Below are 20,408 nucleotides of genomic sequence, written 5' to 3' on the forward strand. Positions count from 1 at the left end.
TTCGGCAGGCGGACCGGCATTCGATATCTCCAGGGTCCGTGATCCCGAAGAACGCGAGGCGGAACGCTGGCAGGCCTATGTGTCGCGACTGGGGACCCAGCCGGGCATCATCGTTGCCGAACAAAAGATGCGCGATGGCCAATTCTATATTGCCGGCCTGAGAGACCCGCTTGCCGTCGACCCGCAGTCGCTGTTGTCTGGGACGCAGGTCGATCCCGCCCGGGTTCATTCAGACTGGAAATTCTATCAGAGCCTTGAGCCGGAGTTCGTGTTGAAGCGGCTGACGGCGTCGCTGTATCCGCCGGATACAGTACGACTTTCGATCGTCAATGATCGCATCGTTGCCGAGGGCGAGGCTCCCGACACCTGGATAGATCGGGCGCGCGCAGCGGCCCGACAGCTTTCGGCAGGCGGACCGGAATTCGACATCTCCAAGGTTCGTGATGTGAGCCCCGAAGCACGCGCGGCGGAGCACTGGCAGTATTATGTGTCGCGACTTGAGGCCCAACCGGGAATCATCGTCGCCCAACAAACGGCGAGGGGCGGACATTTCTACATTTCCGGCCTGAGAGACCCGCTTGCCGCCGACCCGCAAGTTCTGCTGTCTGGAACGGAGGTTGATCCTGCCCGCGTTCATTCACAGTGGCAATTCTATCAGAGCCTTGATCCGAAGTTCGTGGTGAAGCGGCTGACGGCGTCGCTGACCCCGCCGAAATCGGTTCGGCTTTCGATCGTCCAGGGGCGCATCGTTGTCGTGGGTGAGGCTCCTGCCGCCTGGATCAACCGGGCGCGGGCCGCCGCCGAACAACTTTCGGAGGACGGAGTGGTTCTGGATGTCTCGCAGCTGAGTGAGCTGAACCTTCCAGAACTTAATCGTTTGAGAGAGGCCATCCAGGCGACCGATATTTTCTTCTATTCCGGCAAAGCTGTGCCGGGACCAGAGCAGATGCCGGCTCTCGACAGATTGGCGGATCAAATAAAGGAATTCGCCAAAAATGCCCGCAAGTCAGGCGTAACAGCGCGGTTCATGTTGACCGGCCATTCGGACGCCACGGGCCGTGAGACGGCCAACGTGTCGATCAGTGCCGCCCGCGCCGAGACAGTTCGTGCGCTTCTCAACAAGCGTGGCGTCGCTCCGGAACTGCTGCTGGTTCGGGGCGCGGGCACCTTTGAGCCGGTAGTGCCTGAAAATAGTCGAACTGGTAGCTCCACCAATCGCCGGGTTTCGGTTACGGTAAACTTGGACTAGTGCGGAGCCTAGGATATTGCAAAAAAAGATCTGCATGTTGGGCGGGTTCGCTGTCGGAAAGACGAGTCTGGTTCGCAGGTTTGTGCAAAGCATCTTTTCAGATACCTACTTGACCACGGTGGGAGTGAAAATCGACAAGAAGAGTGTCGCACTCCCGGACAAAACCGTGGATCTGATTTTGTGGGATTTGGCCGGCGAAGACGATATCGGCTCATTCCGCGTCAGCTATGTGCGGGGTGCGGCCGGGCTCGTGCTTGTCGTCGATGGAACCCGCGCCGCTACTCTTGCCGTGGCGCTCACGCTGCGCGAGCGGGCCGAGGCCGAATTCGGCGCTATGCCGTTTGTATTGCTGTTCAACAAATCCGATCTGGCCGATCGGTGGGCGATATCGGATAGTGAGATTAACGAACTCAGGCAACTTGGATGGCAAATCTATCTAACAAGTGCGCTTTCGGGTGAACGTGTTGATGATGCATTTCGTCAACTTGCTTTAATGGTCACAAAATAGACCATGCATGGATTGCCAAGAGAAGTCAGAAGTTGGATTTTCAATTTCTTCTACAATGGGCACTCTGTCGCCTATCTGAAAATAGACGCCCAGCTTTGCGTAGCTGCGAAGGGCGGTAAGGTTGAACATTACGGACTCTCATCGCTTCGCATTGGCAAGCCTGTTGCCGAGCAGCTTGAATTCATGGAAGGTTTGCTGCCTTGCCCGGAGCTTCCATTTCATATTGGCATGGTCGAACTGCCCAGCGGGCGTGTCGCGGACCTTCATTTTTTTGCTGACAATGCCTGCGTGTGGCTGCTCTTTCTGGACGCCACTGCCGAACGCGACAATAGGCAACGGCTTCAACAGAAGGCTTATGAAATGACGCTCCTGCAAGAGAGGGAGCGTCAACTCAACGAGAAATTACAATCGACGAACGAGGCGTTGAGGAAGAGCCAGGAGGGATTGGCGCGTGAGTACCAGCGCGCCGAAACCCTGCTCCTCAACATTCTTCCGGCGTCGATCGCGGAGCGGTTAAAAGCGCACAAAAAAATTGCTGACAACCACGCAGAGGTGAGTGTGCTTTTTGCCGACATCGTGGGTTTTACGGAACGAGCGCGGAACGTCGGAGCCGTGACGACGCTCGCTATTTTGAATTACTTCTTCAAGGCGGCGGATCGGCTCTCTGAACGATATGGCTGCGAAAAGATCAAGACAATCGGCGATTGTGTGATGGTGGTCGCTGGCCTGCCCACCGCGCGATCCGATCATGCAAAGGCCCTCGCGCACTATGCAGTTGAGCTGCGGAAGGCGGTTAAGCGCGAACGCTTCGCAGGAGAACCGATAAGACTCAGAATTGGAATTCACTCAGGACCAATCGTCGCTGGCGTCATAGGCAAGAGGCGGTTCGCCTATGACCTGTGGGGTGAGACCGTTAATCTCGCCTCACGTATTCAAACGTCCGCGGAGCCCGATGAAATCCGTATTTCGGATGCAACGCACCAACTGCTCGGACCAAATTTTGCTTGCGACCCACTCGATGAAACGGAATTGCGTGGTGCAGGTCGTGTGCGAATGTGGCGGCTCCCGGCCTGATTTGCCGCTTGGCGGTGACGACCCTGGAGCGCATTGGTTTCGAATGTCGGCAGAGGTGCAGTCGACCCACCGAGCGACCGCCAAAAGGCGTTTTCTACCGGCAGCGGCATGCAATTGGCTATTGATAGCGAAACGTTTGCAGGAGGCTCGCAAGTGCGGCGCGAACCGCGTTTGGCGGGCAGCCGGCGAGCAAGGCGACCGTGGCTCGGCAAGGTGGATGTCGAACTCCTCGCCGACCAGGTACAGCGAGAGGAAAACGAAGGTGATGAAATTGGGTCTGAAATAGCTGCGAAATGGACGCGCCATGCACGAGGGTGAGGCGAACCTCAAGGGGATCGATTGAAGGTCGGTTCCTGACAGCGATAGACACGGCATTGACCGTCGCGTGTCGGGACCGACGCAGCGCTCGGCACGTCCGGCCAGTCGCATTCGTTGCCGAATTGGCGGACGTATCGATCGTAGGTGTTGCGGCCGGTGGTCAGAACCGCCGAGCGATGGCTTTTGATCAGGGCCTGCGTCTGTTCGCAGGTCATCGCGCGTGTGTCCGGTCGCGCATCGGCGACACTCGCGACACAAACTGCCATCCCGGCAAGAAAGGCGATCGACAGACTTTTCATGGCCAATACAACGGAACTCCCCATCGATGAATATGGACCGGTCCTAGAAAACGGCAAGATATTTCGGCCGTCCCGATCAGATACGCCGCCCGGTCTTGGCGTCGAACAGATGCGCGCAGCTGCGGTCGACCTCGATCCGCACCGTCTCGCCCTGCTTCAGCGCCAGCCGCTCGCGGAACAGGCAGGAGATCTCCTCACCGGCGCAGTCGACCTTGGCGAATATCTCCGAACCGGTCGCTTCCAGAAGCGCGACCGTGCCGGAGATGCCCTGGGCTTTCGCGCGGATATGTTCGGGACGAATGCCGTAGATGAGTTCGCCGCCTGTGGCGTGCGCCGGGTGGATGCCTTCCGGCAGCGGCAGGGTAAGTCCGCCGTTGCTGCGGAAGATGCCTTCCTCGATGCGGCCGGCAATGAAGTTCATCGACGGCGAGCCGATGAAGCCGGCGACGAACAGATTGGCCGGCCGGTCGTAGAGGTCGAGCGGCGCGCCGATCTGCTCGACGAGGCCGTCATGCAGCACGACGATCTTGTCGGCCATGGTCATGGCCTCGATCTGGTCATGCGTGACATAGATCGTGGTGGTGCCCAGCCGCTGGTGCAACGCCTTGATCTCGCCGCGCATCTGGACGCGCAGCTTGGCGTCGAGATTGCTGAGCGGTTCGTCGAATAGGAACACCTGCGGGTCACGCACGATGGCGCGGCCCATGGCGACGCGCTGGCGCTGGCCGCCGGAAAGCTGGCGCGGAAAACGGTCGAGCAGCTTCTCCAGCCCGAGAATGTTTGCCGCCCTTTTGACACGCCCGGCGGTGTCGGCCGGATCGGCTTTCTTGATCTTGAGCGCAAAGCCCATATTGTCGGCCACCGTCATATGCGGATAGAGCGCGTAGTTCTGGAACACCATGGCGATGTTGCGGTCCCGCGCCCTGAGATTGTTGACGGTGCGCTCGCCGATGGCGATCTTGCCGCCCGAGATGGTCTCCAGCCCGGCGATCATGCGCAACAGCGTCGATTTTCCACAGCCCGACGGCCCGACCAGGATGACGAACTCGCCATCGGCGATATCGACGCTGACGTCGTGGATGATCCGCGTGGCTCCGAAAGCCTTCTGCACATTGTTGATGGTTACCGATGCCATTGGATTCCTCCAGAAAGAGTAATGTCCGCTCGGGCCACGCCTTAGCCACCCTTGACGGCGCCGGCGGTCAGCCCCGCGACGATCTGCCTTTGCGCGAACATGGTCAGCACCAGCACCGGCAGCGTCACCACCAGTGCTGCGGCGGCCAGCGGTCCCCAACTCACCTGCTCGTAGGAAAGCATGTTGTAGACGGCGACCGGCAAGGTCCGCGTCTCGCGGCTGGCGAGTACCACGCCGAAGACGAAATTGTTCCACGAGAAGATCACCGACAGGATGAAGGCGACGACGATGCCCGGCTTGGCGATCGGCAGCGCGACCAGCCGGAACACCTGCCAGGAGCTGGCGCCATCGATGTTGGCCGCTTCCTCCAGCTCCATTGGCGTCGTCTCGAAATAGCCGATCATCACCCAGACGACGATCGGCACGGTCACCACCAGATGGATGATGATCTGCGGCCAAAGCGTGCCGAGGATGCCGATCCACTGGAACAGCAGGAACAGCGGGATCAGATAGGAAAGCCCCGGCGTCATGCGGGCGATCATGATGACGACGGCCGACCGTTCGGCCTTGAGCCGGGCGATGCCGTAGCCGGCCGGCACGCCGATCAGCAGCGCCAGCAGCGTCGCCGTGCCGGTCACCAGGACCGAATTCCAGAAATAGAGCAGGAAGTTGTTTTCCTCGAACACCTTTGCATAGTTCGACCAGGCGAGATGTTCAGGGATCAGGATCGGCGGATAGGCGCCGTTGTCGATCTCGAATTTCAGCGACAGTGAGATCATCCAGAGGAAGAACAGGATCGCCGGCGAGACGATGACCAGGGCCGCGAAGAACAGCCCAATCTGGTTGAGCAGTCGTGAGCTCATCTATTTGCCCTCCTGATCGATCCATTGCGAACGCTGGCGCAGCATCAACAGGATGAAGGACAGCGCCACGATGACGATGAAGAACACCACGGCCATGGCCGAGCCGTAGCCGATGTCGTAGTAGGAGAAGGCGGTGTTGTAGAGATAGATGTTGATGGTCTCCGACGCCGTGCCCGGCCCGCCCTGGGTCATGGCATAGATAATGTCGAAGCTCTTCAGCGCATCGATGGTACGGATGATCATCGCAATCATCAGGAACGGCGCGATCATCGGCAAGGTTAGGTAGCGGAACTGCTGCCAGGCATTGGCACCGTCGATCTCCGCACTTTCGAACGGTTCGCGCGGCACCGAGGCCAGCCCGCCCAGCACGATCAGCATCACCAGCGGCGTCCACTGCCAGGTCTCGACCGCGACCAGCGAAGGGATGACGGTGTTGGCGTTGAAGATCCATTCCTGCGCCGGGATGCCGACCAGCGACAGAAGGTAGTTGAGCACGCCGAGCTGCGGATGGAACATCATCGTCCAGACCAGCGCCACGGCAACCGGCGTCGCCATCATCGGCATCACGAAGACGCCGCGCAGCAGGCCGCGCAGCGGAAACTTCGCGTCGAAGATCAGGGCGGCGACGGTGCCGAAGAACATCGGCGCGACGACCGACAGGAACGTGTAGGTCAAGGTGTGCCACAGCGATTCCCAGAAGCGCGGATCGCTCGCCAGGCGCAGATAGTTTTCCGCGCCGGCAAAGCTCCGCGACTGGCCGAGCGTCCAGCTGTTGACGCTCATCCACAGCGTGAAGGCCCAGGGAAAAACAATCACGGCGCCGACGACGACGAGTGCCGGCACGACGAAGGGCCAGTAGTTGGGAGCCAGCCGTACCGTCTGGCTCCCGTCCATGGCTTCGATCGTTACCCCGGCCTGTTCTGGGGTGGTTGCGGACATCAGCCCTGCTCGCTCCTGTCGAGAACCGGCTGGAATTGCTCGGTGGCCTTCTTCAGCTCTTCGGCCGGATCGGCGCCGGCGATCATGTTGCTCAGTGCCACGCCAAAGGTATCGCGGAACTCGGTGACCGGGATGATGACCGGCAGCGCCAGCCGGCTGACATTGCCGGAGCCGACCACGGCATCCAGCCAGCTCGCCGGCATGGTGACGCCCTCGCGCACCTTGGGATCTTCCAGCACCGACTTGCGGAACGGCACGCCAGCGCCAGCCTGCAGCAGGCGCGCGCCCATGGCCGGCGACACCGCCCACTGGCAGAACAGATAGGCGGCCTCCTTCTTCTCGCTCGCCGCCGTCACGCCGATGCCGTCGCCGAACGTGCCCGAGGCATGCGCCTTGGGGCCCTTGGGCATGACGCCATAGCCAACCTTGCCGACCACCCGCGACTTCTCGGGGTTCTCCATCGGCGGGGCAAAGCCGACGCCGTCGAACCACATGCCGATCTTGCCTTGCAGGAAGGCGGACTGGGCTTCGGCCCAGTTGAAGCCGGTGACGCCGGGAGGAGCAGCCTTGGTCATCAGCCGCTGATAGAGGCTGGCGGCCTCGATCGCCTCCGGCGAGGTGGTGCGCAGCTTGCCCTGGGCATCGAGCGGCGTCATGTCGTAGCCGAGCATCAGCGACGTCCACACCGGCGTGTTGGCGTTCTTGAGCCCGCGGGCGACGAAGCCATAGGTGTTGGTCGACGGGTCGGTCAGCGCCTCGGCGGCGGCCACCAGTTGCTCGAAGGTTTCGGGGTATTTGAGCCCTTTGGCTTCGAACAGTTCCTTGTTCCAGTAGAGGATCCAGTAATCGACCGAGAAAGGCAGCGAGCGCAGCACGCCCTGTCCGTCCTTGGCGAACACCATGCCGGCATCGGCGAAGTCGCTTTCGACCAGCGCCGGATCGGTGAGCGTGGCGTCAGCGAGATAGCCGGAGATGTCGGCCAGCCAGCCGCCCTTCTCGAACTGCCGCTTCTGCACATGGTAGCTCAGATGCACGACGTCGAAGCTCGGTCTGCCGGAGCTGAGCTCGATCACCGTCTTCTGGCGCTGCTGCTGCTCGGGCGTCGCCTCGGCATTGACCTTGATGCCGGTCAGTTCCTCGAACTCGGCGAGATACTTTATCAGCGTGTCGCTGCGCGGGCTCTTCACCAGATTGACGTCGAGCGTCGTGCCGGCAAAGCGCTTCCAGTCGACGCCGGCGGCAAAGCTCGGACGAAGGCCGGCAAGGCCGGCGGCGGCGAGAGCCGCGGTTCCTGCGAGGAGTTGCCTCCTGGTTGGGTTGAACAGATTGGACGACATTTCTTCCTCCCGGTTGCTGTCGTTGTGGGTTGCGCCGCGGTTGCGGCGCGGCTCATGCTTCCTCAGATTTGCAGCGCCAGCCGGCGTGCATTGTCGATATGCTGGCTGATCGCCTCGACCGCCTTCTGCGGATTGCGGCTTTCCATGGCTTCGATCACCGTAAGGTGCTCGCGCATGACCGGCACGACGCGGCCGTCGATGCGGAAACGCTCCTGGTGGATCAGCCGGATCTTCACCGAATTGACCAGATAGGCCTTGGCGATGATCTCGTTGTCGAGCGCGTCGATGAAAGTGTCGTGCATAGCCCAGTCGATGGTCTGCGCTTTTGCTTCCATCTCAGGCGTCGCGGCCTGTGCCAAAGCGTGGGCCAGCATCTCCTCGTGCTCACGCCTGAGCCGGGCGAGCTCGGCGTCGGCAGCATTGACCGTGAACAGCGCCACCGCCTCGCGCTCCATGAACAGGCGGAACTGGAAGGCTTCGCGGATCAGGTTGATGTCGATATGCGCGATCTGCATGCCGCGCTGCGGAATGGTCGTCAGCAGCCCCTCGGCCTCGAGGCGCGGCACGATCTCGCGAATGGCGCCAAGCGGCAGCCCGGTGAAGGCGACCAGCTCGCGCTGCGACACGAACTGCCCGGGCCTGAGGTCACGCGCCAGGAGATGCCGCGTGAAGCTGGCATAGGCCTTTTCCCTGAGGGTTCCCGGTTCGCTGGTGTCGTCCATTCAGCGCATCCTTGCCGGTCAGGCCGGCTCTGTCGCAAACAGCCGGTCATAGGCGGCGGCAAGCTGCTGCCGCCCCTGCGCGGCGATCGGCTCCAGCGGTGGGCGGACCGCCAGCCAGCCGTCGTCGCCGGTCTTGCGCGCCACCATCACCTTCACCGCCGGCGTGACCGGATATTTGAGCAATTCGAGCACGAAATTTTCGACGCGGGCATCGTCGCGGCCGTCCACGGCCATGGCGCGGATTTCGCCGGTGACGAAATTGGCCATGCCGGAAATGGCGCCCTGCCCGCCCTGGCGCACGCTTCTCGCCAGATGCCGCTCGTCGCCGATCAGGATCACCAGGTCGCCATGGGCGGCAAGCAGCGCCTCGCTGTAGCTCCAGTCGCCGCCTGAGTCCTTGACCCCGGCGACCACGGCCGGAAAGGCGGCGCGCAGCCGGCCGATCAGGCCAAGCGGCAGCTGCACCATGGTGACGGAAGGGATGTTGTAGAGCAGGACATCGCGCGCCAGCGGGCCGAGCGCGGCAAAGACCGCGGCGAACCATCCGAACAGCCCGTCCTCGCCGACATTCTTGAAGTAGCTAGGCGGCGCGAGAAGGATGTTGCGGGCGCCGCGCTGCAGGGCATGACGCGCCTGTTCGGCCGCATCCTCGGCCGCGTCGACCAGTACGCCGGCGACCAGCTGGCGCGCCGGGATGCCGGCGGCGAGCATGGCCTCGATGATCGTCCGCCGCTCTTCGGTGCCCAGGGAAGCGCCCTCGCCGGTGGTGCCGAACAGCGTCGCGCTGCTGCAGCCGGCGCCAAGGCAAGCCTTGGCCTGCGCGACCATGGCGGGAACCGCGATCTGCCCGGACGCATGAAAGGGCGTTGCAAGCGCAACCGAAAGACCAAAGCGCGAAGCCACCAGAATGCTCTCCAGAAATCAATCTGCAGGCAGTGATATCAGACTAACATGTCAGTTGTAAACAGGGGCGATGCGCATTTTTCGAAACGATGCGCTGCGACGCGACGCGACGGCGAGCGCATCCACGGCCTTGCAGGCAAGAGTGATGTGACGCCCTCAAGGGCCAGGCTTCACAGTGCCTGCAGCACCAATCCGGCCAGCGCCGATCCGGCCAATGTCGGCAGCATGCCGATCTTCAGCCTGAGCATGGCGACTATCGCGGCGGCGGCCAGCAGTGCGGCACGCCAGTCCAGCGAGGACAGCACCGGTATCTCCATCCCGAGGCCGACGCTGCGCACCTGGCCAAAGACGACATGCAGTGCGAACCACAAGGCAAGGTTCATCACCACGCCGACGACGGCCGCGGTGATCGCGCCGAGCGCCGCTGACAGCGCCTTGTTCTGCCGCAACTGCTCGATGTAGGGCGCGCCGAGGAATATCCAGAAGAAGCACGGCACGAAAGTTACCCACAGCGTCAGCAGCGATCCGAGCGATCCGGCGATGAGCGGGCTCATCGCGCCGGCGTGGCGGTAGGCGGCGACGAAGCCGACGAACTGCAGCACCAGGATGAGCGGCCCGGGCGTCGTTTCGGCGAGGCCGAGACCGTCAACCATTTCGCCGGGCGCCAGCCAGCCGAAAGAGGTGACAGCCGCTTGCGCAACATAGGCGAGAACCGCGTAGGCGCCGCCGAAGGTGACGACCGCCATGACGCTGAAGAAACTACCAAGCTGCGTCCAGACGCTGGTCGAGCCAGTCAGAGCTGCGATCAGCGCCACCGGACCGAGCCAGATCGGCAGCCAGGTTGCGACGGTGCGCGGCGCGTGCCATCTCGTTGGCCTTGTATGGTCGAGCTCGCCGCGCTCGAACATCAGATCGACCACTCCCCGAATGTCAGGCGCGTTGCCCTTGCCGTGCGCCGCTCCGGAAAACGGCACCGGCGCAAAGCGATTGCCGATCCAGCCGGTCAGCCCGGCTGCCAGGATGATGAGCGGAAACGGCAGCTTGACCACATAGATGGCAAGGAAGGCGGCGGTCGCGATCGCCACCATCACCCGGTTCTTCAGTGCCCGCTTGCCGATGCGGATGACGGCCTCGACGACGACGGCCAGCACCGCCGCCTTGACGCCGAAGAACAGCGCCTCGACGACCGGCGCGTCATTGTAGAGCATGTAGAAGCTGCTCAGGCCCAGCATGACGATGGCGCCCGGCAGCACGAACAAGGTGCCGGCGACAAGGCCGCCGAGGGTCCGGTGCAGCAGCCAGCCGATATAGATGGCGAGCTGCTGTGCCTCCGGACCGGGCAGCAGCATGCAGTAGTTGAGCGCATGCAGAAAGCGCTGCTCGCCGATCCAGCGGCGCTCCTCGACCAGCTCCTTGTGCATCAGGGCGATCTGGCCGGCCGGCCCGCCGAACGAGAGCAGGCCGATCTTTGCCCACAGCCGCACCGCTTCCCTGAAGGTCGGCACGGCCAGGGGCTGCTCGGCCTCGGCCTCATTGTCCGCGCCAAGGGAGCTCATGGCGCTTTGCTCCCGCTCGGCCAGTTGTGCGTCTCTTCCGTGGCGTCGCGGCACCACCTGAAAAAAGCGTCATAGAGCAGCATGCCGGCCTCGAGCTGTTCGAGATCGTCGCGGAACATGCGTGACAGGCCGAGCGACGCGGCGAGGAACCCCGCCGCCTGCGGAACGAGCTCGAGGCGCGCTGTATCGGCGGCGCGCACGATCAGAGCGAGGCGATCGAGCGCCTCCGACCGCAATCCGAACTCTTCGATCATCGTGTCAAAGGTGCAGCGCTCGCCGCGATGGCTCCAGAACACGTCGTCGATGTCGAAGGGCACCGCCGAAAAGCGATCGGCCGCTGCCAGCACTTCGGCTGGTTCGATGAACAGGAACACCGCCGAAGGATCGACGAAGCGGCGGATCAGCCAGGGGCAGGCTATACGGTCGACCTTGGGCCGGGCGCGCGTCACCCACACCGTGCGGCCCTTGTCGTCGTGCGGGGGCAGCGCGTCTGCCTTGACGAGAGGCGCCTTGGCCGCGACCCAGGCCTCGAAGCCGCCTTCCAGCGATTCCGCGGTGATGCCTTCATGGCGCAGCCATGCGGCGACGCCTTGCGAGAGCTTTTGCCCTCTTTGACAGATGACGACGACCCGGCGCCCAGCGAAGTCGGCCGCCCAGGTCGAGACGGTCCTGAAATCGCGCCGGCACGACGCCGGCAGCAGGCGCGGATCGGCTTCAAAATCCTCATCGATACGCACGTCGACGAGATCGGGCGCGTCGGGCAGGCCGACGAGACGGGAGAGTTGCGCTACGGTGATTGCGGTTGTTGACGGCATGGCGTCCACCTCCAGGAAAAGAGAGCTTGGACGCGATCGTTGGGCTGACGCCTCACGGGGTCATCGCGATGAACCCCTTGCCACAATGCTGGAACGATCGCCGGCCTTTGTCAAGAAAGCAGCAGCTGGCGGCGGCCATGCGCGTCATTCCCGAACGCCGTCACAATAGAGTTATGCTGCAGCGATACGCAGTGCCTTCAGCCGGCGCTCGTGGGCCGGTTCTCTGACGTGTTTGATCGCCGACGTCGTGACCATGGAAGGGCTGAAGAAGGAAGGCTGCATGGCGCGCTCTAACGACGCCGGCCGCGCCTGCACGGGTCCGCGAAAAACCGGAACTCCTGCCGCAGCGCCTACTGCGCCGTCCAGCCGCCATCCATCGGCAAGGTCGTGCCGGTGATCTGCCTGGCCGCGTCCGAGCACAGGAACAGCGCCAGTGCGGCAAGTTCCTCGACGGTGACGAACTCCTTGGTCGGCTGGGCCGCGAGCAGCACGTCGTGCTTGACCTGTTCCTCGGTCATGCCGCGCGCCTTCATCGTATCGGGGATCTGCTTTTCAACCAGCGGTGTCCAGACATAGCCGGGAGCGATCGCATTGACGGTGACACCGTCCTGCGCCGCTTCCAGCGCCACCGTCTTGGTCAAGCCGGCTATGCCGTGCTTGGCCGAGACGTAGGCCGACTTGAACGGCGAGGCGACCAGCGCATGCGCGGAAGCCGTGTTGATGATGCGGCCCCATTTACGCGCCTTCATGCCGGGCAGTGCGGCCTTGATCGCATAGAAGGCCGCCAGCAAATTGATGCGGATGATGGCTTCCCACTTGTCGTCGGGAAACTCCTCGATCGGCGCCACATGCTGGATGCCGGCATTGTTGACCAGGATGTCGAGGCTCCCGAAGGCTTCCTCGGCCTCGCGCACCATGGCGCGCACCGCCGCGCCGTCCATCATGTTGGCGCCGGAATAGCGGCACTTGACGCCGAAATCCTTCTCGATGCCGGTTCGCTCCTGCTCGATTGCCGCGGCGTCGCCCAGCCCGTTGATGGTGATGTTGACGCCTTCGGCTGCGAAGGCGCGAGCGATGGCCAGGCCGATACCGCTGGTCGAGCCAGTGACGAGGGCGTTTTTCGAAGACAGCAAACCCATGGGGATCTCGCGAGAAGTGGGAGGAGGTACGATCATACTTGTGCATTGCAGCATGACAATGCCAGAGCCATATGTCGACCTTGCGGCCCGCTATGTCGCGACGATGAAGCTGGTGTGCGATTTCGACCGGCGGTTGCGTTCGGTTGAACCTGAGCCCGACCTCAGTGGGCGCGACAACTCATTTTGCAATCTCCAGCAGCGACGCTACCAGCAGCCGGCGCTCATCCTGCGAGAGCACGTCGGAATCGAACAGATTCATGCTGCGAAGCCCTTCTATGGCGAGAAAGCAGACCAGCAGCGCCTTGATATCGGGCGTCTCACCCTTCAGCCGCTCGAACAGCTGCTGCTTGAAGGTTTTTATCGGCGTCATGAAATCGGGATCCTCGGCGATTGCCGAAAAAATCCAGGACGCCGAGGGTTTCGGCTCCTCGCAATCATCGGCCGAAAGCCTGATATAGGCCGCAAGCCGGCTTTCGCCGCCGTTGTCGGTCGCGCGGGACTCCAGCGCCTGCTTGAATTCGCGCAGATAGTCCTCCACCAGGCCCTGCATCAGTTTTGCCTTGGTCGGGAAATTGTAGAGCAGGCCGCCCTTCGACACGCCGGCGCGGCTGGCGACGGCGTCAAGCGACAGGCTGCCGGGACCGGTCTCCCGCGCCACCTCGGCGGCGGCGGCGAGTATCTTGTCGCGGGAATTTGCTCTGCGGGTTTTCATCGGCGCCTCCCCTTACATTAGCCTATGTGGAATTGACAAGACCGTCCAGACGGTACAGTAAGATCGCCATCATTTGAAATCGGGACATGAGAAGAATATCTGTCCCGGGATCGACCGCCATGCCGGTCGCCGGTTGAGGGGAAACTCTTGTTCAAGCGCACAATCCAGACAATCGTCATCGCCTTGGTTTTGCTCGTGCTCGCGGTGGTATGCGGCGGCATCGTCGGCTTCAACTTCCTGCGCGACAACGGGATCAAGCAATACTTCGCCACGATGAAACCGCCGGCGGCGACCGTGTCGACAGTCGCCGTCAAGCCGACAGAGTGGACGCCGGGCATCGAGGCGATCGGCACGGTCAGTGCCGTACACGGCGTCGACCTTACCGTCGAAACCGCCGGCATCGTCAGGCAGATCCTCTTTCACGCCAATCAGAAGGTTGCGGACGGCGCGGTCCTGCTGCAGCTCGACGATGCCGTCGAGCGCGCAGATCTAGAAGCGACGAAGGCGCAAGTGGCGGTCGTCCAGACGGCGCTGACGCGCGCCATCGAACTGCAGAGGCGCGGCGTTAATCCGGAAGCTACGCTCGACACGGCGCGTGCAACCGCAGCCGCCACCGAAGCCCAAGTGGCCAAACTGCAGGCGGTGCTCGACCAGAAGCGGCTGACGGCGCCTTTCAGCGGCACGGTGGGTATCCCGAAAATCGACCTCGGCCAGTATCTCGCGCCAGGCACCGCGGTGGTGACCTTGCAGGACCTGGACACGATGCGGGTCGACTTCTCGGTTCCCGAACAGCAGCTTCCGTTGCTCAAGATCGATCAGACAGTGCGGCTGGGCATTGGCGGCGGTGAGATGCCGTTCGCTGGCAAGATCCGCGGCATCGACCCCAAGATCGATCCCGCGAGCCGACTGGTGACCATCAGAGCCGAGGTCGCCAACACCGAAGGCAAGCTGACGCCTGGCCAGTTCGTGCAGGTGCGCGTCGAATTGCCCGAGGAAAACAACGTACTGGCGCTGCCGCAGACGGCGCTGACGTCCAGCCTCTATGGCGACTTCGTCTTTGTTGTGCGTCCGGCCAAGGCTGCCGAAGCCGCTCCGGCCCCGGCAGCCAAGCCGGAAGAAAAGCCAGCTGACAAACCTGCTGCGGATGCCGCCAAGCCCGCGGCGGATGCGGTGAAACCCGCTGCCGAAGGTGCTGCGGCAAAGCCAGCCGACAAGGCGGCTGCAGACCCGGCCAAGCCTGCAACGGAAGCGCCGAAGCCGGAGCTTGTCCTTTCCCAGGTCTTCGTCAAGCCGGGCCGCCGCAACAACGGCATGGTTGAGATCCTGGAAGGCATCGCCTCCGGCGACGAGGTCGTCACCGCCGGTCAGAACCGGCTCTACAACGGCATGTCCGTTGCCGTCGACAACACCATCGACCCGACCAAATCGGCTAACAACCAGGCCGCCCAGCAATGAGCATTTCCGACATCTTCATCCGCCGCCCGGTCCTGTCGACCGTTCTGGCCTGCATGATCCTGCTCCTGGGTTTTCAGGGCATCTTCAACCTGTCGATCCGGCAATACCCAAAGGTCGATGAAACCGCGATCACGATCACGACCGCCTATCCCGGCGCCAGCGCCGACCTGATCCAGGGCTTCATCTCCGCACCGATCGCGCGCGCCGTCGCCTCGACCGAAAACATCGACTACGTCACCTCGGCAAGCCGGCCGTCTTCCAGCACCGTGACGGTGCAGATGAAACTCGGTTCCAATCCCGATGTCGCGCTGACCGAAGTGCTGTCGAAGGTACAAGGCGTGCGCGGCACCTTGCCGGATGCGTCCAAGGACCCTGTGATCGTCAAAGGCACCGGTGATCAGTTCGCGATGATGTACATCTCGATGCAGAATCCGAACATGACGAAGGAGCAGCTGACCGAATATATCGAGCGCGTCATCCGGCCCCGTATCTCGACGGTGGAAGGCGTTGCCGACGTGCAGATCTTCGGCGCCCAGGAATATTCGATGCGCGTCTGGATCGACCCGGTCAAGCTTGCCGCGCGCGGCGTCACCGCGGCGGACGTGCTGACCGCCATCAATGACTCCAACTTCCTCTCCGCGCCCGGCAATACCCAGAACGAGTATGTCGTCTCGTCGATCACCGTGCGCTCTACATTGCAGACCCCGGAGGCTTTCGCCGAGCTTCCTCTTCGCTCGAAAGACGGCAACGTGGTGCGGTTGCGCGACGTTGCGCGCGTGGAACTGGGCGCGGAGAATACCGACACCAGGGTCAGCTTCAACGGCAAGCCCGGCACCTTCCTCGCCATCTTCCCGACCCCGGCGGCGAACCCGCTGACGACGGCGGCGGCGATCCACAAGATCGTGCCGACGATCCAGGACACGCTGCCGAAAGGCATGACGATCGAGATCGTTTACGACTCCACCGAACAGATCAGCGCCTCGATCGAGGAGGTGTTCAAGACCATCGCCGAGGCGGTCGCCATCGTCATCGTCGTCATCCTGCTCTTCCTCGGTTCGTTCCGCTCGGTGCTGATGCCGATCGTCACCATTCCGCTGTCGCTGATCGGCGTCTGCTTCCTGCTGTTTTCGGTCGGCTATTCGATCAACCTCCTGTCGTTGCTGGCCATGGTGCTGGCGATCGGCCTGGTCGTCGACGACGCCATCGTGGTGGTGGAGAACATTCACCGCCACATGGAAGAAGACCACATGTCGCCGATGCAGGCGGCCTTCAACGGCATGCGGGAAATCTTTTCCGCCATCGTCGCCATGACGATCACACTGGCCGCAGTGTTCGCGCCGTTGGCTTTCACCGGCGGCCTGACCGGTGCGCTGTTTCGCGAATTCGCGGTCACCCTTGCCGGTTCGGTGGTGCTGTCGGGCATCATCGCCGTCACCATCACGCCGATGATGTCGGCGCGCCTGCTGAAGTCCGGCGCGCCCGGCCGTTTCCAGCGCGTTGTCGACGGCACCTTCGGATGGGTCGAGCGCGTCTATGAGAAGGCGGTCAAAGGCTCGCTGAATTATCGCCCGGTGACACTGATCATCGTCCTTGCGCTGGTCGGCGTCACCGGCTTCGCCTTCACAAAGACCTCGAGCGAACTGGCGCCGGAAGAAGACCAGGGCTTCCTGCTGTCGATCGTGACCGGACCGCGCTACGCGACGTCGGACTATACCGAGACCTACGTCAATCAGATCCTGGGCCTGGTCAAGGATATCCCGGAAACGCGGGCGCAGTTTTCGGCGGTCGCCTTCGGCGGCCAGACCAACGGCGCCTTCGTCGGCTTCGCATTCAAGGACTGGGCCGAACGCGCCCGCAGTTCGAAGGAGCTCCAGGCCGACATACAGGGGCGTCTCGGCAAGGTCGCCGGCGTCGAGGCCTTCGTCTTCGCGCCGCCGACGCTGCCGGGCTCCGGCGGCGGCCTGCCTATCTCAATGGTGGTGCGCTCGACCGGCGCTGCTTCAGAGGTCTACGAGGCGGCGGAGCAGATCAAGAACAAGGCGCAGGCCTCCGGCCGTTTCATCGTCGTGCAGAACTCGATGTCCTACGACGCGCCACAGGTGACGGTGACCATCGATCGCGATCGCGCCGCGGCCCTCAACCTGCCGATCGCCGACATCGGCCGCACCTTGACCTTGCTGGTCGGCGGCGCCGAAGTGGCGCAGTTCGACCGCGACTCCAACAGCTACGACATCATCCCGCAGGTGCCGCAGGAATTCCGCGACAATCCCGAGAAGCTGGCCGAGTATTTCGTGCGCAGCGCCTCGGGCGAGATGGTGCCGCTTTCTTCCGTGGTGACGATTTCGACCAATGCGTCGCCGGCGGCCATTGAACAGTTCAACCAGCTGAACTCGGCGACGATTTCCGCGCTGCCGCTGCCTAGCGTCACCACTGGTGACGGACTGAAGGCCCTGGAGGACATCGCCAAGGAGAGCCTGCCCGAAACCTTCTTCGTCGACTATTCCGGTCAGTCCAGACAGGAGAAGGAGCAGGGCAACACGATCCTGATTGCCTTTGCGGCCGCCGTGCTTGTCATCTATTTGGTGCTGGCGGCGCAGTTCGAAAGCTTCCGCGATCCACTGATCATCATGATGGCGGTGCCGCTGTCGATCTTCGGCGCCATCGTACCGCTCAATCTGGGTCTCGGAACGCTGAACATCTACACCCAGGTCGGCTTGATCACGCTGATCGGTCTGATCACCAAGCACGGCATCCTTTTGGTCGAGTTCGCCAACCAGCAGCGCGAGAAGCACCAGATGTCGCGACGCGAAGCGATCGTCGCCTCTGCCAAGGTCCGGTTGCGGCCGATCCTGATGACGACGGCGGCGATGGCGCTGGGCGTGGTGCCGCTGATCGTCTCCAGCGGTGCCGGCGCCGCAGCCCGTTACTCGATGGGCCTGGTGATCTTCACCGGCATCCTGGTCGGAACCATGTTCACGCTGTTCGTGGTGCCGATGTTCTACACCTTCATCGCCAGCAAGGACCTGCCGCATCATGCCGAGAAGCCGGATCCGAAGCTGATGCCTGTGCCGGTGGACTGACAAAGACAAGCGACAAAAAAAGAGGCCGGAAATTTCCGGCCTCTTTTTTGACTGAGTTGATTTACCGCGGAAACCGCTTACAGCGCCTTCCGGCGGGAGCCTGAAACGGTGAAAGCACGGCAGCTTGCCGAAGCTTCACAGCCGGCTCCAACCACAGCCTGCTACTTGACGATGACGATGCTTGTGTTGGCCGGGCCAAAGGCCTCGACCAGTTGGTAGAAATCGGCGGCATTGTCAGGATGCAGCCGCACGCAGCCATGCGAGGCCGGCCGGCCGAGATTCTTGATGGCATAGGTCGCATGCACCGCATAGCCGCCGCTGAAGAACACCGAATGCGGCATCGGGGCATTGTCGTACTTCTTCGAGTACCACATCTCATGCATGCGGGTCGGCTTGAACGAGCCGGTCGGCGTGACATACCCCCTGCCGCCGGTCGACACCTTCCAGGCGAAGGTCGGGCGGCCGTCGACCAGCACTTCCATGGTCTGCTGCGAAAGCGAGACACGGGCCAGGATCTGGTTGGCATGGGCGGCGCCACTGCCGAAGAGCAAGGCCGCGCCGGTAAGCACAGCAGCGGTGATGTTGATAAGCTTGGCGGAAATGGTGGTGTGCATGATGTCCCCTCTCTCTCTGCCGGTCCGGCCGGCTCCAATTCGATGGCGGACTTATCGCTGCGTCATGTTTCAGGCTGACTTCGCTTGATGCTCGCTTTTGTTTCGAATCTGTTTCCTAAGATTAACAAGTATGGTTACCCCGACCCGACCGGTTCAGGCCACTATGGGATGGCGACACTACAACCCGGCACAACCGAACTCTTACGCTTTTGCGAAACGAAGGCGCGATTTTCCTTTACAAGAAAGGGACTTAAGCCGTCTCGAAACCAATCTGCAACAAAGCGTCGCCCGCGCGGCATGATCTGGATACAGCTCGGCCGCACAGTTGACGCAACGAAAAGCAGTCGGCACCAAACGAAAATGAGCAGCAAAACGAACATCCCGTCCTGGATCCTCAGGATAAGCATCGCGGCGGTCATCGTCGGCGGCGTCGGCACAGTTGCCGGAAGCCCGATGACGACGCTTGCGGCGATGAACACGGGCGAGGTTTCGACGCTGCATGCCGCACTGTTCATCGCCACGGTCTGGATCGTCTCCAGCCTGCGCATTAACCGGCTCAAGGCCCTCTGGCGGGTCGGCCTTGGGCTGAAGTGGATGCGCGGCGCCTCCGGCTACTTGCTGCCGAGAGGACCGAAGGCCCGCGCCGCGACGGGGGGCTCCGTGGGCGGCGCGGGCACTTCGGGGGTTTCCTGAAGCGCCAACATAAGTTTGGGCTGATCTGAAGGGATGGAAAAATGAACACGAAATCTGCTGCCGCGGTACTTTCTGCCTTGCTTTATGCCCAAGCCCTGCTGGGCTTTGCCGGCCTTGCCGCGGTGCTGTTGCGGGATCGTGCCCAGACCTACGAGGTCAGCCTCGCCAGCGACATGCCATCAGGGCCTTCCGTACTCGTGGTGCGCTGAGCGATTGCATCGGACCCAGAAGATGGAAACCGGTCCGATGGTGAAACAAAGAAACAGGGCGGCCGCCCTGGCCTCAGTCGGCGCGCTGCGTCGGCGGGTCGAACCGGTAGCCGGCTCCCCTTATCGTGGTGATGGTTTCGGTGTCGAGCTTGCGGCGCAGCCGCACGATGCGCGAATCGATCGAGCGATCGAAGGCGTCGGCGTTTTCGGCAGGTGCCGCCGCAATGATGTCGTCGCGCGTCAGCACCTTGCGCGGGCTGGCCAGAAACAGCCTGAGCAGCGCCACCTGGCCCGGCGAGAGCTGGTCCTCGGTGCCCGAGCGATGCATGACCATGGCCGACCTCAGATCGACGGTCGCATTCTCCAGCACGACCAGTTCCCCCGCACCTCTGCCGCGGCGCGCCAACAGGCCGCCGATGCGCGCGGCAAGCTCGCGGACATTGAGCGGACTTTCGACGACGTCGGCGGCGCCGAGCTCGAGCGCCAGCACCTTGTCGACAAGGTCGGCCGGCCGGCAGATCAGGATGAAATCAGGCCCGCCCTCGCCGCCATGGCGCCTCAAGAGATCGCGTCCCTCGGCCTGGCTCAGGCTGTCGCCGACAACCACCACGTCGATACCCTTGGCCGAAAGCAGCGACTCCGCTTCCCAGGGCTGGCGCGCTTCGCGCACGTCGTGGCCACGCCGCTCAAGATGGTCGGCGAGATCGCTCGCAACCACTTGCGCCACGGATACGAGCGCGATGACCGATCGTGCCATGTTTTTTCCACCTCGCGACAGACATCTCAAG

At 62.7% G+C, this 20,408-nt stretch carries 20 protein-coding genes; 7 read left to right on the forward strand and 13 right to left on the reverse strand.

Going from position 1 to position 20,408, the window contains the following annotated elements; genetic code table 11:
• From ACFX5Q_RS29805 to ACFX5Q_RS29815, 3 genes are all read left to right on the forward strand, one after another.
• Nucleotides 1-1,249: OmpA family protein (locus ACFX5Q_RS29805; protein ID WP_404283642.1), on the forward strand; the 1,249-nt coding region annotated here is incomplete at its 5' end.
• A 16-nt stretch (nucleotides 1,250-1,265) separates the two neighbouring features.
• Nucleotides 1,266-1,757, forward strand: a complete 492-nt coding sequence (locus ACFX5Q_RS29810; protein ID WP_404283644.1) for a Rab family GTPase — start codon at nucleotides 1,266-1,268, stop codon at nucleotides 1,755-1,757.
• Between the two features lie 3 nt (nucleotides 1,758-1,760).
• Nucleotides 1,761-2,831: an adenylate/guanylate cyclase domain-containing protein gene (locus ACFX5Q_RS29815; protein WP_404283646.1), complete on the forward strand. Its 1,071-nt coding sequence runs from the start codon at nucleotides 1,761-1,763 to the stop codon at nucleotides 2,829-2,831.
• 326 nt (nucleotides 2,832-3,157) lie between these two features.
• Here ACFX5Q_RS29815 and ACFX5Q_RS29820 read toward each other — a convergent pair whose 3' ends face one another.
• From ACFX5Q_RS29820 to ACFX5Q_RS29870, 11 genes are all read right to left on the reverse strand, one after another.
• On the reverse strand, nucleotides 3,158-3,448 hold the full coding sequence (locus ACFX5Q_RS29820; RefSeq protein ID WP_404283729.1) for a hypothetical protein: 291 nt from the start codon (nucleotides 3,446-3,448) through the stop codon (nucleotides 3,158-3,160).
• Nucleotides 3,449-3,524: 76 nt separating this feature from the next.
• Entirely contained in the window at nucleotides 3,525-4,583 is a 1,059-nt protein-coding gene (locus ACFX5Q_RS29825) for an ABC transporter ATP-binding protein (RefSeq protein WP_404283647.1), read from the reverse strand.
• 41 nt (nucleotides 4,584-4,624) lie between these two features.
• Nucleotides 4,625-5,446, reverse strand: coding sequence for a carbohydrate ABC transporter permease (locus ACFX5Q_RS29830; protein ID WP_404283649.1), 822 nt, complete (start codon nucleotides 5,444-5,446; stop codon nucleotides 4,625-4,627).
• Nucleotides 5,447-6,340: a carbohydrate ABC transporter permease gene (locus tag ACFX5Q_RS29835; protein WP_404283730.1), complete on the reverse strand. Its 894-nt coding sequence runs from the start codon at nucleotides 6,338-6,340 to the stop codon at nucleotides 5,447-5,449.
• Between the two features lie 44 nt (nucleotides 6,341-6,384).
• On the reverse strand, nucleotides 6,385-7,722 hold the full coding sequence (locus ACFX5Q_RS29840; protein ID WP_404283651.1) for an ABC transporter substrate-binding protein: 1,338 nt from the start codon (nucleotides 7,720-7,722) through the stop codon (nucleotides 6,385-6,387).
• Nucleotides 7,723-7,784: 62 nt separating this feature from the next.
• Nucleotides 7,785-8,444: a GntR family transcriptional regulator gene (locus ACFX5Q_RS29845; RefSeq protein WP_404283653.1), complete on the reverse strand. Its 660-nt coding sequence runs from the start codon at nucleotides 8,442-8,444 to the stop codon at nucleotides 7,785-7,787.
• A gap of 18 nt (nucleotides 8,445-8,462) precedes the next feature.
• Nucleotides 8,463-9,347, reverse strand: a complete 885-nt coding sequence (locus ACFX5Q_RS29850; protein ID WP_404283655.1) for a dihydrodipicolinate synthase family protein — start codon at nucleotides 9,345-9,347, stop codon at nucleotides 8,463-8,465.
• Between the two features lie 170 nt (nucleotides 9,348-9,517).
• A complete protein-coding gene (gene chrA, locus ACFX5Q_RS29855) occupies nucleotides 9,518-10,903 on the reverse strand; it encodes a chromate efflux transporter (protein ID WP_404283657.1) in 1,386 nt (461 codons plus the stop codon).
• Complete coding sequence (locus tag ACFX5Q_RS29860; RefSeq protein ID WP_404283659.1) at nucleotides 10,900-11,718, reverse strand: chromate resistance protein ChrB domain-containing protein; 819 nt, start codon at nucleotides 11,716-11,718, stop codon at nucleotides 10,900-10,902. The genes chrA and ACFX5Q_RS29860 overlap by 4 nt, the downstream gene beginning before the upstream one ends.
• 350 nt (nucleotides 11,719-12,068) lie before the next feature.
• Nucleotides 12,069-12,857: a 3-hydroxybutyrate dehydrogenase gene (locus tag ACFX5Q_RS29865; protein WP_404283661.1), complete on the reverse strand. Its 789-nt coding sequence runs from the start codon at nucleotides 12,855-12,857 to the stop codon at nucleotides 12,069-12,071.
• A gap of 178 nt (nucleotides 12,858-13,035) precedes the next feature.
• Nucleotides 13,036-13,569, reverse strand: coding sequence for a TetR/AcrR family transcriptional regulator (locus ACFX5Q_RS29870; RefSeq protein WP_404283663.1), 534 nt, complete (start codon nucleotides 13,567-13,569; stop codon nucleotides 13,036-13,038).
• Between the two features lie 147 nt (nucleotides 13,570-13,716).
• Between ACFX5Q_RS29870 and ACFX5Q_RS29875 the strand changes: the two genes are divergently transcribed.
• Both ACFX5Q_RS29875 and ACFX5Q_RS29880 read left to right on the forward strand, forming a co-directional pair.
• Nucleotides 13,717-15,024, forward strand: coding sequence for an efflux RND transporter periplasmic adaptor subunit (locus tag ACFX5Q_RS29875; protein WP_404283665.1), 1,308 nt, complete (start codon nucleotides 13,717-13,719; stop codon nucleotides 15,022-15,024).
• Nucleotides 15,021-18,104: an efflux RND transporter permease subunit gene (locus ACFX5Q_RS29880; protein WP_404283666.1), complete on the forward strand. Its 3,084-nt coding sequence runs from the start codon at nucleotides 15,021-15,023 to the stop codon at nucleotides 18,102-18,104. The genes ACFX5Q_RS29875 and ACFX5Q_RS29880 overlap by 4 nt, the downstream gene beginning before the upstream one ends.
• 161 nt (nucleotides 18,105-18,265) lie before the next feature.
• Here ACFX5Q_RS29880 and ACFX5Q_RS29885 read toward each other — a convergent pair whose 3' ends face one another.
• Nucleotides 18,266-18,718, reverse strand: coding sequence for a L,D-transpeptidase (locus ACFX5Q_RS29885; protein ID WP_192182332.1), 453 nt, complete (start codon nucleotides 18,716-18,718; stop codon nucleotides 18,266-18,268).
• A 360-nt stretch (nucleotides 18,719-19,078) separates the two neighbouring features.
• Between ACFX5Q_RS29885 and ACFX5Q_RS29890 the strand changes: the two genes are divergently transcribed.
• Complete coding sequence (locus ACFX5Q_RS29890) at nucleotides 19,079-19,411, forward strand: hypothetical protein (RefSeq protein ID WP_404283668.1); 333 nt, start codon at nucleotides 19,079-19,081, stop codon at nucleotides 19,409-19,411.
• 41 nt (nucleotides 19,412-19,452) lie between these two features.
• Nucleotides 19,453-19,620, forward strand: a complete 168-nt coding sequence (locus tag ACFX5Q_RS29895) for a hypothetical protein (RefSeq protein WP_006202193.1) — start codon at nucleotides 19,453-19,455, stop codon at nucleotides 19,618-19,620.
• Nucleotides 19,621-19,693: 73 nt separating this feature from the next.
• On the opposite strand, the gene ACFX5Q_RS29900 is transcribed toward ACFX5Q_RS29895, so the two are convergent.
• Nucleotides 19,694-20,377 carry a response regulator transcription factor gene (locus ACFX5Q_RS29900; RefSeq protein ID WP_192182329.1) on the reverse strand — a complete coding sequence of 228 codons (684 nt, stop codon included), beginning with the start codon at nucleotides 20,375-20,377 and terminating at the stop codon, nucleotides 19,694-19,696.
• Between the last annotated feature and the right edge of the window lie 31 nt (nucleotides 20,378-20,408).

This window comes from Mesorhizobium sp. IMUNJ 23033 (assembly GCF_044778005.1).
In the GTDB taxonomy this organism is placed as follows: Bacteria; Pseudomonadota; Alphaproteobacteria; order Rhizobiales; family Rhizobiaceae; genus Mesorhizobium; species Mesorhizobium amorphae_A.